The following is a 14,938-nucleotide window of genomic DNA, read 5'->3' as shown; positions in this document are numbered from 1 at the left end:
AGGTATAAGGGGGTAGTTGTATGAGTAAAGGCAAATTAGGAAAATGGATGGTTTTGTTCATTGCTATGTTTCTATCAGTAGGGTTAGCTGCGTGTAGTGCAAGTACTACAGCCAAAAAAGAAGAAGCTGCTAGTTCATCTGATAATTCGGAGGTAAAACTTCGCATTGCTTGGTGGGGGTCGCAGGAACGGCATGATGCTACCTTAAAAGCGATTGAACTTTATGAGAAAAAAAATCCAAATGTAAAGTTTGAAATGGAGTATTCAGGACTTGATGGTTATTTTGATAAGCTAGCAACACAAGCTGCAGGTAAAAATGCTCCGGATATTATTCAAATGGAGGCCATTTATTTAAGAGAATATGCAGAGAGAAATCAACTTACTGACTTAACAGGTAAGATTAATCTTGATAATGTTGAAGACACATTAATTGAAGCTGGTAAGGTGAATGGGAAATTATATGTAGTTCCTCTCGGAAATAACGCCCATGGAATGATCTACAACAAGTCTATATTAGAAAAATTAAAGGTAGAAATTCCTCAAGCAGGTTGGACATGGGATGAGTTATTTGCATTGGCAAAAGAAGTACAACCATTGTTGGGAGAAGGGGTTTATGCTCTTAAAGACTTGACCACAATTTCAGGTGTTTATGAAATGTATCAACTAAGTAAAGGTAAAGGGCATATTACGAATGAAGATGGTTCATTTAATATTGATAAAGAAACATGGCTCGAATGGGTAAATACTTTTACTGAACTAAGGAAACAAGGGGTTGTTCCACCTGCAGAAATAAATGTATCTGATCAAATATTCGATCCAACAAGAGATTTATTATTAAATGGAACTGTTTTAATAAAAAACGCATATGCTGCTGAGTTCCCAGGTTTTAACAGTGTTACCCCGGGTTCATTTGAGCTTGTTGCTGCTCCAAAAGATAAGGAAGCAGGCGGCTATTTGAAACCTTCTATGTCTTGGGCTGTGAGCGAGCATTCTCAACATAAAAAAGAAGCTCAGAAATTCATAGAATTCTTTATTCATGATCCAGAAGCAGCACAAATTTTAGGTTCATCGAGAGGATTACCTGTTGATAAAACAAATTTAGAAAAATTAAGTAAAAACTTTACGGAAGCTCAAAATATGCAATTGAAATTGACTAATGAAACAATCCCAACCGCGCAGACATTTAATGGTGGGCCTAGGGGGTATGGGAAATTTTCCTTAAATAGTTATATTACAGTAACCGACCAAGTTATCTTCGGAGAGCTCGAACCAGAAAAAGCATTTGTAGAATTAAAAAGAGTATTTAAAGAGAGTACAAATTAAGAATGGGTTAGAGAGTTTCCTGAAACTAGTTTTTGGGAAACCCTCTATCTTTAGTAATCTTTATTAGATCAATTTCAATTGTTTTGGGAAGATTTGTATTGGAGGAATGATCATGCTGAAACTCAGGTTCTCCCTCCTATTGATGATACTCCTTTTCATTTTATCAGGATGCCAAGAGGATTTTAGGGGAGTAAACATTCTCTTCTTTTCAAATATTCCTCCTGTATATGAGGAATCACTTGAACAAAAGCTTTCACAAAAACTAAATGGACAGATTGACGTGAATATTGAACTATATCCTCTTTCTCGAGAAAAGTTAGCTGTACATTTATCCCAAAAATCAGGTGACATTTATATAACGGATCAAGAATACATTTTAGGTCTTATAGGGAAAGACGGACTTTTAACATTAGACAGAATAATTCCGCCTCAAACAAGTGAGGGAAATGATTTTCTGTCCTTTACAGCAAAAGATCAAGAGACAGGTGAGTCCCATTTTTACGGTGTTCCACTAACTTATGATGCAGGTCTATTTTCTAAGATGGACTTTAATAAGTCAGGTACCTTAGCGGCTATTATTCCAGAATTCAGTAATCAAAAAGAGATGAGCATGGAAGTGATGAAGAATATTTTTGAAGTTGAAGGGGAATGAGCAGGTGATTCTAAGAACAGAAAGTGTTTGGTACCGTTTAATGGAGTGGATGATGAGGCTAGCGTATCTCAATTTTCTTTGGTTCATTTTTACTCTTTTAGGAGGAATCGTGTTTGGATGGGTTCCAGCAACATTAGCCGTCAATAAGAGTTTAAGAAAATTTATGATTGAAAATGAGTCTATTAGTATTTTCCCTTATTTTTGGAATGTATATAGAAAACAATTTATCAGAAGTCAAATAGTGAATGTTTTGTTTATTGCTTTAGGGCTATTGCTTTTTATCGATATGAAATTCTTTATGTCAGGGAATCATGCTCTTTTTATCCTTGGGAAAATGGTCACGATTCAATTAGTGATAGGCTATTTTGTTTTATTTATCTATTTTTTTACTATATATGCTCATCAAGAAATGAGATTCATTGAAAAGGTTAAAAACTCAATACTATACGGGATCGTCCATCCGATCAAGTCACTTTTAATGCTAATAAATTCTTCATTACTTATTATGTTATTTTTATTTTTTCCCCAATTATTTATTTTTTTTGGAGTAAGCAGCCTAGCTTATTTTAATATTTTGTGTTCTCAAAAGGTGTTATACAAAAAGAACAACTCTATTTCGCATAGTAGTTAATGTCATAGTTATCTATAAAGCTATATGATATAAAAACTTAACTCGCTATACGGTACAGGACAATAACAAAGTTAGAAAATATTTGAATGGTATCTAGCCACCCAGGGATTGCCAGTAAACATAGGAATGGAAGCTACATTTAAATAAACCTAGATAGATTGGGAAATTCATTTTTCCAAAAAATATGAATGTGGGAGAGAAAAAAATTATGATCTATGAACTTAATCATGTAGGAATGTTTGTACGGGATGCTGAAAAGTCAATCAATTTTTACAAAGAAATGTTAGGAGCAAAGGTTGTATTTGATCATTCCATACCAGGTAGAGTTCATATGGCGTATTTGCAAATCGCTAACGGAATGATGGAGCTCATCTGTTTAGAAGATCGGGAGGCAAATTTTGGGTATGAACATATTTGTTTTATGACAGACAACATTGATGAGGATTTTCAGAGGCTGGTTCAAGCTGGCTATACTACTATAGAGGCTCCTAGAAATGCGGCTTCCGGAAATGGGAGACTTGGTTTTCTAGCAGACCCAAGCGGCGTTAAAGTAGAGCTAATTGAACGCGACAGTACATTTCGTATTCCTACCATAACCGAAGGGGATATCCGCGAATTCGATCATTTATCCATTGTAGCCACCGACCTAGAAGCGTCCGAACAATTTTATACTCAGCATATTTCAATGAATCCTTTGAGCCGTAAGTATGCAGAAGCTTACGATGTCACCTTCTCACATCTTCACAAAGGGATGGAGAATCTAGAATTGATGCATATTGGCGAGTCAAAGGCCGAAGGAGATCGCATCTTACATATTGCTCTTCGTGTTGATGATGTGAATGTCATGACAGAAAAGCTTAAAAGCCAAGGAGTTGGACTTGATCCCGGTTACCCGAAAGCAGCAGCGTTCGGTGGAGGATTGACCGCCAAATTCAGTGGTCCAGATGGTGAGAAAATTGAATTAGTGGACCGAAAGCCATTGCAGGAAATATAAAGGAATGGAGGAGATTAGTACAATGAATAAAGTGCGAATCGGGATTATTGGACTTGGATTTATAGGCTGCAGGCATGCCGAAAGTATAGCAAATGGTGCGATAACAGGGGCGGAGTTGACGGCAGTATGTGACAGCAATCCGGATAAAGAGCAGTGGGTGAAGGAGAATTTAGGTGAGAATGTCAGGCTGTTTACAGATGTAGATCAATTTTTGGCTTCGAATATCATTGACGGGGTTATGATTGCGACTCCGCATCCTTTTCACACTGAGCTTGCGATCCGAGCATTTAAGCATGGGTTACATGTATTAGTCGAGAAGCCTGCAGGTGTTTATACGAAGGAAGTACGCCTCATGAACGAAGCCGCTGCGGCATCGGGTAAAGTGTTCAGTATGATGTTCAATCAACGTTTAAATCCTTTGTACATCAAACTGCGGGATATGATTGCGTCCGGCGAGCTTGGTGAGATAAAAAGAACCACTTGGATCATTACAAATTGGTTTCGGGCCCAAAGCTACTATGATCAAGCAGGCTGGCGCGCCACATGGGGCGGAGAAGGCGGAGGGGTACTGATTAATCAGGATCCCCACCAGCTTGACCTTTGGCAATGGGTGATCGGGATGATGCCGAAGCGAGTGCGTGCTTTTTGCCATTTTGGCAAACACCACAATATTGAAGTGGAAGATGACGTTACGGCCTATGTGGAATATGAAAATGGTGCGACAGGGACTTTTGTGACGTCAACAGGTGAGGCCCCAGGAACGAACCGTTTGGAAATCAACGGAGATCGCGGAAAAGTCGTCATGGAGGATGAGAAAATAACTTTTTGGCGCTTGAGTGTACCAACTTCGGAATTTAGTCTGACCTTCAAAGGCAGCGGCTTTCAACAGCCGGAATGCCAGAAAATAGATGTACCAATTGAAGGCGAGATAAACGAATATAATTGGGGTGGCATCATTCAGAATTGGGTGGATGCCATTGCGAAAGGCACCGAGCTCATTGCCCCGGGAGAAGAAGGAATCAAAAGCCTCATGCTATCCAATGCTATGTTATTATCAACTTGGATAGATAATTGGGTGAACCTTCCAATTAATGAAGAGTTATTTTATGAACAGCTACAGGCTAAGATTCAGAATTCTAAAGCTGTAGTGTAGGAGAAGTTAAATAATTGGTGACAGGCACCAAATATACAAAAAAACGCTGTTATGCAGCGTTTTTTGTATATTTGTGGTAAATTTCACTGTTTTAAAGAATGACTATGTTTAATGAATTAACCTGGGATACTAAGAGTTCTTCGTATTGTTTTTGGGCTTGGAAGAGAAGTTCTTGTTCGCTCATTTTTTGGTTTTCTTTTCTCACTTTTTCAACCATGTCTTGCTGCACTTTTTGGGAGAGGACGATTAGTTGGTATTGCTGCTTTTCGATGCTCCAAAATTTTTCTTCGCCATATTCATTGATCATGGCTTTTGCGGATTCGAACTGGTTGTATTGCTCGCGAACTTTGTTGATTTCTGTTTCCACTTCCGGGTCTGCAGCGGTGTATCCTTTTTCTTTTGCAAGCATGGCCATCGAGCGTAGGCGGATGATTTGTGTTAATAATTGATTTTGATCCTCAACCAGCTTTTCTTGTGAATCCCAGTAGGATAAGGCTTCCTTGAGCTGGTCACCTGTGTAGCGCTTCTGATCGGTTTCACGATTGATGGCTAGCTGAAGATAATTGATAAACTTGTAAAACTCCAAATCTTCATAAGTAATCCATTCTCCATTGATCGAAGCAACACCTTCTGGTTTTACAACTTCGTACGTGATTACCTTATCAGTCTTTTTCCCGTCTTTATCCAATGTAAAGATGATTTCATATTTACCCTCCATCGGGAGTTTGGCATTACCAGAATAGGTACCATCTTCTCCTTCTGTTAGTTCCACTTCAGTGGTCCCGTGGTCCATATTGGTCATGGAAAATACAGCGAAAACGTCAAGCCCTGTTACGGCTTTGTCCTTTTCCGTTACTTTTATTTCAAAGGGTATTTCCTTATCAGGCTGCTGGTAGATTGGCTTTGTCACTTCAATACTATACTCAGGGTCGGCACTGCAGCCTGACAGTATAGCTAAAAGGAGCAGTGCGGTTAGCTGTATCGCTTTTTTCATGATTCAATCCCTCCGAGATTATGTGTTTGTAGGAATTCTCCTACAGTATATTTCTCCATTTTTCCATTATTTAAATAGGCCACATGCGTACATACTTGTTTGATTTCATCAAGATGATGAGAGGAGAGAAGGATCGTTTTATCATGAAGCGATTTTAACACTTCTAAAATTTCCTTACGCCCCATAGGGTCAATCCCGCTTGTCGGTTCATCGAGAATCAGAATGCTTGAGTCCTGATAGAGAGTAATCGCTAAGCCAAGACGCTGCAGCATCCCTTTTGAGTATTTCTTCACCTGAACATTGCGGTCCTCCCACAAGCTTACTGATTTTAGGACAGATTCTATACGTTCCTTGTCAACTGTCTTTGCGACGGCCTCAGCAAAGAAGGTGATATTCTCATGACCAGTCAGCATTGGATAAAGCTGAAATTTTTCTGGAAGATAGGCAATCGCCTTTTTCCAATCATGATTTTTCTTTGTTACTTGAACGCCGTTAATGGAGATGGACCCTTGTTTAACAGGCAGGAGTCCAAGCAGGCTGTTAATAAATGTCGACTTTCCGGCACCATTACGGCCAACCAGTGCGCAGATTTCATGTTTGTTAATCTCAATATTGATAGACTCGAGAATCAGCTTTTTCCCGAAGGATTGGTTTAGATTTGTTACAGTAATCATTCGAAGCCCTCCTTACGGTGAAACACTATCGCAGTAGTGATGGACGCAATTAGCCAAAATATGAGATTTCCAAGCAGAAAGAATACCGGTTTTGTCCACATGAAGGCTTGAAGCAGCCGTGACATGTGACCAAAGGAATAAACACCCATGCCGGTTTCTAAGAACATCCGAACAGACTGCAGCGGATTTAAAAAGTATCCAGCTGAAAACAGCTTAACATTTTCATAGGTAACATCCGATAAAAATGAAAGCAAGATAAAGTCGTGTAAAAAGAAAAAGTAAAACCAGACAAAAATAGTATAGCCAATAATTTGCATTCTCGAACGACTAAAGCTGCCAATCGCCGCACCGATTTGCAGAAACACGAGTGACATGGTAACGATTGCTAAAATAAAGATGAAATAGGCCTTCATATCGAGCTGAAAATTAAACTTAAGGAACAATAAATAGAGAAAAAACCAGACTAGTATCGGTACTAGAACAATCGTATACAGCCCGAGACTTTTTTTTAGCAAAAAGCTGGTATAACTATCTTTCTTTGTTAACAGCATGATGAGCGTCTTTTGTTCCTTTTCCTGAAAGATTGAAAAGGCGCCGATGAACAAGCAAAGGATCGGGATGAAATAAATAATCGTATCAAACAAATTAAGTAAGAGGACATAAAAGCCTTTATCAAATGAAAGGGCAGTGGAACGAACCAAGATACTGACTGAAATCAGAACAATAATGCTTAATGCAAGCCATAATCCTTTTCCTCTTATGTTTTCCTTCCATTCCTTCCAAATGTAATGCATAGTAAATGTCTCCCCTTCAGTAAAATCAACACCGCGGCCAGCCCTGCGGCTGCGAAAAGTATGAAATGATGGTTGCCTTTTGCTGTAGCTAGCGGATGCGGGTCATTGAACATAACTTTTTCATCCACCAATACCGCATTCATTTTTTCATAGATGGCGAGTGCTGGACTTTTTAAAAATAAATACGATAGTTCTTGGTCTTCTATAAGTTGATAAAGTGATGATCGATAGGTTATTGGAAAGTCCCCGATGCCGTCTTGGTTTAAATCGGTGAGCGGGAAGGAGCTTCCCCAGTCATTTCCTTTGCCGTGCTGGCTCCAGAAATTGGTTTCTCCGCTTCCACCTATTGTAACAGCGGGAATAGTGTTTTCTGTGATTAGGTTTTCTGTGAAAATCTGTTCATTGGAACTAGCCCACAGCTCAATTCCAATCTGGTTTTGTGAGATTTTATTGCCTTGTAGGGTATTCCTTGTAGCTTGATCAATGTAAATTCCGCGTTGGTTCATATAAAAGGTATTGTTTTTTATTTGATTATCATTCGCTTGGAGCAGCAATAATCCAAACGATTGGTTTCCATAGTTTACGATAAAGTGATTATCCGCTAGCAGCAGGTGGTTCGAATTCATGATTGCAGCGCCGCCCGTATTCATCGTAAAGGTATTTTTCTTAAACGTGTTCTCATCCGAATACATGTAATGCAGACCGTACCGTGTATGACTAATATTATTTTCATAGCTTTCATTCTTGTTCGCGTATTCAAAGAACATTCCATCACGGGTGCCTTCGATGGTGTTATGGGACAAGAGGTTATCATTTGAATAATAGACATGAAATCCATTACCCTGTGCGGCAATTTCCCCTTTACCCATTCCTATGATCACAACATTGCTGATTTTATTTTCGTGTGCCTGACTTAAATAGATTCCATGAAAGGAATCCGTTATTTTGATGTGGTCCAAAACATTCCCGTTTGTATGGATTTTAATGCCTGCATACTCCTCGGCAGAGTTGCGGTTCATACTGCTATGTGAAACGGTCAGCTTTTTAAGAGTGACATTCGCTGCTTTGATAGAGATGACGTTGCCCGTACCGTCCCCTTTGATAGTGGTTTTGTCAGCACCAATAATCGTCATCGGTTTGTTGATGACAATATTGCCTTCATACGTTTTGTCTTCGAGCTTTATAACTGCTCCTTCTTCCAAGCTGTCGATCATGGCTTGCAAGTTTTCGGCAGCGCCATTTTTCTCAGGGATGATGATCAAAGTGATAGAGAAAACGAATAGAAAGAGCAGTAGTTTTTTCATCTTCTTCGGTCCTTCCATACCGGAATTAGTAATAAAATAAAGGCCGCAATTAGGAAATACGAACCGTATCCAAGAATACTTTCGGTGACAAAGTTTGCAACTGTGTTATGTCCTAATAGAGGCGGAACAAATGGGTCAATTTTTATCGGAGCGGTCGGGCTCAAGTTGGTACCGAATTTACGAAGTGCACGGGTAAGGTCCCAAACTCCAAGCGCACCGCCAATGATAAACAGACCAATTAATCCATAAAGTACAGCCTTTTTGCGCAGGATGGCTGTTAAGAGAGTTATCACTGCTAACCCTATGACTAAGTATGGTAGATAAGCTAATTCTGGGAAATTCTCTTCACTGAAATTTTCCATTCCAATATAGTGATTTAACCCGTTAACAATATCGATTTCGCCTTCAAGCTTATTTGGATAAACAATTATATTTAGTCCTTCTGGATACTGCGGGGCAAAGAAAACCATCTGCCACCATGGGAAAAATAATGAAAGTCCAACTAATACGGCAGCAAGCGCAATCAGTAAAGACGAAACAAGTGATAATTTTTTTGCCTTCATAGTAAAACAAGTCCTTTCTAAACGGAGAAGGGTATCAATCGCTTAAATTGATACCCTTACCATCTTTTTAATTCTTTGGCTTTACAAGGAAGTAGCCGGTCATTTCTTGGTGTAATGCAGAGCAGAAGTTAGTACAATACATCGGGAATGTTCCTGCTTTATCAGCAGTAAATTCGATTGTATTGGTTTGGCCAGGCTGAACTTCCATGTTTAAGTTATATTGGTTGATGGCAAATCCGTGGGTAATATCCTCATCAAAATCTGTGTTCGTTAAGTGGAGAAACACCTTATCTCCTTGATTGACTTCAATCACATCAGGACGTTTTGCTTTTGCGTCAAAGATAAACTTCGAGCGCATAGCAATACCATAGACATGAACTTCGTTTCCATTACGTTCGATTCTTGCTTGATCTTGCTTATATGTCGCAAGTTTATTGTTTTCATCCTTCGGATAAACTTCAATCGTTTTAATCTTATCTGCCTTAATGATTTGCGCGTAGTGTGGCTCAGGGTTAACTGGTGAAGATTGTATCACCTTCATTTTGCCGCTGATATCGATTAACTGCATGGACTCTGGATGTGAAGGTCCTACGGATAAATAGCTGTCTTTGGCAATTTTGTTCAAGGCAATCAGCCATTTTCCATCAGGTGAAACGGTATCACCTTCAGCTGCTACAGAGTGTCCAGGAGAATATTGTACAGGTACACGGTCTAACGTTTCGCCTGTTTTTGGATCCCATTTCACGATTTCAGAAGAAATGAACATCGTTGTATAAGCCATTCCTTTGTCATCAAATTGCGTGTGAAGCGGTCCAAGTGCATTTTCAGGGTTAACTTCTCTTTCCATAATAGAATCATAATTGATAATTGGAATACCATTGCGCTCGCCAGCAAAGTCTTGTTTTTCAATCGCTTTAAATGCTTTCTCAAAAGAGAATACGGTCATCGATGGTGCTAGCTTTCCTGAAGCGATAAAGTGTTTACCATCAGGCGTTACGTCGACACCATGTGGTGATTTCGCAACAGGAACAAGGTAGATACCGCCTTTATGCTTTTCAGGGAAAATCATTTTTTGACCAGTAACTTCATCATACTGTCCGTCTGCTACCATTTTCTCAAGCTCTTTCCAGTTAAAAAGAACAATGAAGTCACGGTCAGCCTGTGAAGCGTTAATTTCAAGATTTGTTGTTGCCTCTTCTGTATTATAGGTTGTCATGACTGCCCAATCCGCAGAGGATTTCTTACCAGCGTCAGATAAATCGTAAGACCATGGTGGAAGAGCAACCTGGTAGGCAATATTGAGCTTATCTTTGTTTTGATCAAACGTTACGGCTGACATTACACCGCGGTACTGCTCGCTGTAATCGTCTAATGATTTGTATTCAGAGCCGATTGGAACTGCGAAACGTGTTGGCAGGAACATATACTCTGTATTCTGCGTAACGAACGCCGCACAGTGTGGGCCGCTAGTATTCGGAACGTTAATAATGTCTTTTACGGTAAAGGTTTCTAAATCCATTGCGGCTGCACGGCTGTTTCCGACATCCGTTGCAAACATATATTTACCATCATAGTCACCATTTGTTTCTGAGAATGCTGGGTGATGAAGATCTCCCCATGTGTAATCGCCTAATAACTTTTTAGAATGCTCGTCAAACCCATATCCGGTGGCCGAGTCTGGTGAGAATACTGGTACAGTTCGAATATGACGCATAGATGGAACACCATAGATAAACATTTGACCGGAGTGGCCGCCTGATGCGAATAGGTAGTAATCATCTTTTTCACCGAATGGTACATAAACTTTTTCAGCATCGCTTTTGGTATTACTAGAAGCAACCTGGTCGTTTGTACTTTTTGAAAAATCAGCAAAGGAAATCGTTGCTGCTACAAAGCCTGCTAGTAAACCAGAGGCGATTGGAATCCATTTCTTCATCTGTCACACCACCTTATTATTTTTCTGATGCTTGTTTCAACATATCTAACACTTGCGTGCGTTCTTCATCTGTTAATGGGCTGCCGCCAATTACGCTCGACATAACCGCTGAAGTTGGTTCTTTTAAGAACTCATCAATGGACTTGCCATGCTTTCCTTCAACATCTGTAAAGGCTTTTGAAAGATCAGGACCTGTTGCTCCGCCTTCTAAACCAAGAGAATCAACAGCGTGACAGCCAAGACAGCCTTTACTGTTAAGGATGTTATTGGCATCAACAGTCGCGGTTTCCTCTTTTGCTCCTTCTTTTTGGCCTTCTGTTTCACTTGTTTCTTGTGTTGGTTCTGTTTGAGCGACTTGAGGCTGTTTATCGGAATCCCCCATAATAACACCAAACACCAAGTATCCAAGTCCAAAACCAATTACTAAGCTAAGTGCAAAGCTGATAATTGCCTTATTCATACTTCCCCCTCCTTCTGTCTAATTAACACTCTCATCCTAAGATGAATTCAAGGATGGAAATGTGATGCTTCGCACATTTTTTTACTCAAATTTGAACGTTTTGTGAAGGGGGTTGGAATAATAAGCTTTTGGAAGGATGAACGTTTTGTGAAGATTATCACTACAAAATGAGATGATTTTATTTACAATGGATGTAACCTATGTGAAATCACGGCATTTTAAAAAAACGAGGAAAGGAGGACAAGCATGAATCCGATTCACTTTTTAGACGATTCGTATGTAGATAAGATAGTAGACATTCAAACGGCAGATTTCTTGCGAAAGATAGTTATTTTCAAAGATCTATCAAATGCATCCATGCAGCTCATCATAAAGCGGATTCAAACGTTAACCTTTAAAAAAGGTGAAAAGATTATTTATGAAGATGAAAAAGCAAAAGGGGTTTTCTTTGTCCATTCTGGGGCGGTAAAGCTTACCAAGGAAGATGAAAACGGAAATGAAATTATTGTTTGTATGAAGCAAAAGGGTGATGTATTTGCGGAGGCTTGTCTTTTTTCAAAAACCTCAGAGCTGTATCCGGCGACAGCCACTATGCTTCAGGATGGTCAGCTTTTCTATTTAGATAAAGTGGAATTAGAGAAGGGACTTCATGAGTACCCAGAATTGGCGATCCAAATGATTCGTTATATGAGTGACTCCCTCCGCGAAATGACCTCTACCTTAAGAGATGTTGCGTTGTTGGATGTTTATGCGAAAACGGTTAAGTCATTAGAGAGGTTAGGAAATAAATTTAATACCTCGACCACAAGGTGGAATATTGAAATTCCTTTGACGATTCAAGAATTTGCGACGGTCGTCGGGACAACGCGAGAAAGCGTAAGCCGTGTCTTTTCAAAACTGAAAAAAGAGGGAATCATCGATATGAAATCAAGGAAGATTATCATCCTTGATATGTGCAAGCTGTGCACCTTGATGAATTCTGCCTATTAAAAAACCTTCGCCCATGTTTTCGGCGAAGGTTTTTTGCTGGTTGAGGGCTATGAAGGACAAAACTCGATGAAATCAGCAGGGATTTGTCCTTCATCAAGGTTATGAAGGACAAAACTCGATGAAACCAGCAGGGATTTGTCCTTCATCAAGGCTATGAAGGACAAATCCCGATGAAGCGACAAGAGATTTGTCCTTCACCTGGCTCTTTATTGAAAAGAGCAAATTTAATTATTCAAATTTATACGTCCAAAATCGTTCGTTGTTGATCCACACCATCATTTGTGGGTCTTGGTTCTCTAACTTTTCCGTTACGTCTCCCAACATTTGCTCTGTCTGAGAGCGATGGGCACGAATCGCAGCCAGCTTTTTGTCAGCAACGGCACTGATATTATAGACCATGTCTGCCTCACCGAGCTCTTCCACGCAATTGTTTGAAAAAGCAACGCAGTGCAGTTTAGGCCTCGCGGCGGCAGGTATCTTTTCTACTGCCCTTACGACCGCGCTACCTGTGGCATCATGGTCAGGGTGAACGGAATAGCCCGGATAAAACGTGATGATAAGTGATGGATTTACATCATTTATGAGGGACAACATAGCGTTTGCCAGTTTTTCATCATCTTCAAATTCCACCGTTTTATCACGGTAACCAAGCATTCGTAATTCCTGGATACCTAATGCAGCAGCCGCTGCTTTAAGCTCTTCTTTTCTGATTTTCGGGAGATTTTCTCGATTGGTAAAAGGGGGATTCCCCATGTTGCGCCCCATTTCACCTAATGTTAAACAAGCATAGGTAACAGGAGTACCATTTTGTACATGAGTGGCAATCGTTCCAGATACTCCAAAAGCTTCGTCATCCGGATGTGGAAAGACGACTAATACATGACGTTCTTTTTCCATATAAGGCTTCCTCCTTTACTTACTCAAACGGGGTAGGGCTGATTTCGAGGGCAACGGCGAGTTTCCCTTTGTTATCATGACCAGCTAGCAATAAGCGATCTTGCTCATCAATTTCAAAATGAGTAAGACCTTCCGCGTAAATCCAGCCAAGGTTTATTTTTAACCCCACACGATATGGGTCGGTTCCAGTGATTTTTCCTAGTTCGTAGCGAACAAGTGCATTTCGAATATAAGCACCTGCTGAAAAGAAGGTTTGATCATGATGAGATGCATAGGCACCATTCGTTGTTTCCAGGTGAATATAAACATCCTGATTCGCGTATGTGTTAATCGCTTCTTGAACCTGTTGATAATTCTTAATCGGTTCCATAACTTTTTTCTCCTTTCCCGATGCAAGGTATGTAATCTATAAACTAGTTTATTTAATAATGTAACTATCATACTAAACTCACATTGAAAAAGCGAAATGTAAGCCTTGTTATTAACGATAAAGAAGCCGTTCGATGGGAACGGCTTCTGGTGATTAACAATCTATGCAGTATTCAGTTTTTGCACCGCGGTAGGCACCATGCCATGTAGGCCCTACAAATTGATTTAAGCGGAAGCCCTGGCTGATGGCCGCTGAAATGAAGTCTTTTGCAACCTCAACTGCTTCAACAACAGAACTGCCTTTTGCAAGTTCTGCCGTAATAGCTGAAGAGAAGGTACAGCCTGCACCATGAGTGTAGTTCGTCTCAATCTTATCTGATTCAAATATAGTAAAGTCTTTACCATCGTATAAAAGGTCAATTGACTTTTCTTCTGTTAAAAGCTTGCTGCCGCCCTTAATGACAACATACTTCGCACCTAAATCGTGAATCTTTACAGCAGCTTCCTTCATCTGCTCTAACGTTTTAACCGGACCCGTTTGAGCTAATTGACCTGCTTCAAAAAGGTTCGGTGTCACAACAAGTGCACGCGGTAATAACAGCTCACGCATGGCATCAGTTGTTTCTGGATTTAATACTTCATCCTCCCCCTTGCAAACCATTACAGGGTCAATCACGACAGTTTCTAATTTATGTTCATCGATCACCTTTGCCACTAATTCAATGATTTCAACCGTACCGAGCATTCCTGTTTTCATGGCGTCGATTCCTACAGAAAGGATGGTATCAATTTGTGGCTTGAGTGTTTCAACGGAAATAGGAAACACACTGTGATGCCAGTCCCTTGGATCCATTGTAACGATGGTAGTCAGTGCATTCATCCCATACACACCTAGTTCTTGGAATGTTTTTAAATCTGCTTGAATCCCAGCACCACCGCTCGTATCAGAACCTGCAATGGTCATAACCTTTTTGATTGTCATATGTATAAACCCCCTATAAATATTGGTGAAAAAACTCTATTCCTATTATAAATCAAACTTGAAAATATAGTAGAAAATTTGGAAAGGCATGATTTTGTCAGAAAGATGACAATTGACCGTTTTTATATTCTTTAGATTGTTTTATGTGATAAATCTTACTTCCGAGAAAAAGGACTCATCGTACGATAGTACTAAAGATATATAATTTTTTTTGATATCGCTT

16 protein-coding genes are annotated in these 14,938 nt (G+C 39.8%); 6 read left to right on the top strand and 10 right to left on the bottom strand.

The genetic code is table 11. The features are described 5' to 3' along the window. Positions 1 to 20: 20 nt before the first annotated feature. The 5 genes from J2Y03_RS18540 to J2Y03_RS18520 all read left to right on the top strand — a co-directional run bounded on the left by J2Y03_RS18540 (position 21) and on the right by J2Y03_RS18520 (position 4,752). On the top strand, positions 21 to 1,322 hold the full coding sequence (locus J2Y03_RS18540; protein WP_310196604.1) for an ABC transporter substrate-binding protein: 1,302 nt from the start codon (positions 21 to 23) through the stop codon (positions 1,320 to 1,322). A gap of 112 nt (positions 1,323 to 1,434) precedes the next feature. After that, positions 1,435 to 1,974: a hypothetical protein gene (locus J2Y03_RS18535; protein WP_310196601.1), complete on the top strand. Its 540-nt coding sequence runs from the start codon at positions 1,435 to 1,437 to the stop codon at positions 1,972 to 1,974. Between the two features lie 4 nt (positions 1,975 to 1,978). Then, positions 1,979 to 2,605, top strand: coding sequence for a YesL family protein (locus tag J2Y03_RS18530; protein ID WP_310196598.1), 627 nt, complete (start codon positions 1,979 to 1,981; stop codon positions 2,603 to 2,605). A gap of 208 nt (positions 2,606 to 2,813) precedes the next feature. Then, complete coding sequence (locus J2Y03_RS18525; protein WP_310196595.1) at positions 2,814 to 3,599, top strand: VOC family protein; 786 nt, start codon at positions 2,814 to 2,816, stop codon at positions 3,597 to 3,599. Positions 3,600 to 3,621: 22 nt separating this feature from the next. Next, positions 3,622 to 4,752 (top strand): Gfo/Idh/MocA family protein, encoded by a 1,131-nt coding sequence (locus tag J2Y03_RS18520; RefSeq protein ID WP_310196592.1) that lies wholly within the window; start codon positions 3,622 to 3,624, stop codon positions 4,750 to 4,752. Between the two features lie 91 nt (positions 4,753 to 4,843). On the opposite strand, the gene J2Y03_RS18515 is transcribed toward J2Y03_RS18520, so the two are convergent. From J2Y03_RS18515 to J2Y03_RS18485, 7 genes are all read right to left on the bottom strand, one after another. Then, positions 4,844 to 5,746 carry a FixH family protein gene (locus J2Y03_RS18515; protein ID WP_310196590.1) on the bottom strand — a complete coding sequence of 301 codons (903 nt, stop codon included), beginning with the start codon at positions 5,744 to 5,746 and terminating at the stop codon, positions 4,844 to 4,846. Continuing rightward, positions 5,743 to 6,420, bottom strand: a complete 678-nt coding sequence (locus J2Y03_RS18510; protein WP_310196587.1) for an ABC transporter ATP-binding protein — start codon at positions 6,418 to 6,420, stop codon at positions 5,743 to 5,745. The genes J2Y03_RS18515 and J2Y03_RS18510 overlap by 4 nt, the downstream gene beginning before the upstream one ends. After that, positions 6,417 to 7,214, bottom strand: coding sequence for an ABC transporter permease (locus J2Y03_RS18505; protein WP_310196584.1), 798 nt, complete (start codon positions 7,212 to 7,214; stop codon positions 6,417 to 6,419). Before J2Y03_RS18505 ends, J2Y03_RS18510 begins: the two co-directional genes overlap by 4 nt. Further along, positions 7,178 to 8,536: a nitrous oxide reductase family maturation protein NosD gene (gene nosD / locus J2Y03_RS18500; protein WP_310196580.1), complete on the bottom strand. Its 1,359-nt coding sequence runs from the start codon at positions 8,534 to 8,536 to the stop codon at positions 7,178 to 7,180. The genes J2Y03_RS18505 and nosD overlap by 37 nt, the downstream gene beginning before the upstream one ends. Next, positions 8,515 to 9,081, bottom strand: a complete 567-nt coding sequence (locus J2Y03_RS18495) for a hypothetical protein (protein WP_132087556.1) — start codon at positions 9,079 to 9,081, stop codon at positions 8,515 to 8,517. Before J2Y03_RS18495 ends, nosD begins: the two co-directional genes overlap by 22 nt. Positions 9,082 to 9,148: 67 nt before the next feature. Further along, positions 9,149 to 11,017, bottom strand: a complete 1,869-nt coding sequence (gene nosZ, locus J2Y03_RS18490) for a Sec-dependent nitrous-oxide reductase (protein WP_310196576.1) — start codon at positions 11,015 to 11,017, stop codon at positions 9,149 to 9,151. Between the two features lie 16 nt (positions 11,018 to 11,033). Then, positions 11,034 to 11,477 carry a cytochrome C gene (locus tag J2Y03_RS18485; protein ID WP_310196573.1) on the bottom strand — a complete coding sequence of 148 codons (444 nt, stop codon included), beginning with the start codon at positions 11,475 to 11,477 and terminating at the stop codon, positions 11,034 to 11,036. 246 nt (positions 11,478 to 11,723) lie between these two features. On the opposite strand from J2Y03_RS18485, the gene J2Y03_RS18480 reads away from it, so the two are divergent. Beyond that, on the top strand, positions 11,724 to 12,467 hold the full coding sequence (locus tag J2Y03_RS18480; RefSeq protein ID WP_132087565.1) for a Crp/Fnr family transcriptional regulator: 744 nt from the start codon (positions 11,724 to 11,726) through the stop codon (positions 12,465 to 12,467). 228 nt (positions 12,468 to 12,695) lie between these two features. Here J2Y03_RS18480 and bshB2 read toward each other — a convergent pair whose 3' ends face one another. The 3 genes from bshB2 to pdxK form a co-directional block, all read right to left on the bottom strand. Beyond that, a complete protein-coding gene (gene bshB2 / locus J2Y03_RS18475) occupies positions 12,696 to 13,364 on the bottom strand; it encodes a bacillithiol biosynthesis deacetylase BshB2 (protein ID WP_310196571.1) in 669 nt (222 codons plus the stop codon). Positions 13,365 to 13,383: 19 nt separating this feature from the next. After that, positions 13,384 to 13,734 carry a YojF family protein gene (locus J2Y03_RS18470; RefSeq protein ID WP_132087571.1) on the bottom strand — a complete coding sequence of 117 codons (351 nt, stop codon included), beginning with the start codon at positions 13,732 to 13,734 and terminating at the stop codon, positions 13,384 to 13,386. 153 nt (positions 13,735 to 13,887) lie between these two features. Further along, the gene (gene pdxK / locus J2Y03_RS18465) at positions 13,888 to 14,715 is read right to left on the bottom strand and encodes a pyridoxine/pyridoxal/pyridoxamine kinase (RefSeq protein ID WP_310196566.1); all 828 of its coding nucleotides are present in this window, start codon (positions 14,713 to 14,715) and stop codon (positions 13,888 to 13,890) included. Positions 14,716 to 14,938 lie beyond the last annotated feature (223 nt).

Origin of the sequence: Neobacillus niacini (assembly GCF_031457145.1) — a bacterium.
Taxonomy (GTDB): Bacteria; Bacillota; Bacilli; order Bacillales; family Cytobacillaceae; genus Neobacillus; species Neobacillus niacini_J.
Note: the sequence above shows the minus strand (reverse complement) of the source record. Positions and strands in the feature narration are given on the sequence as shown.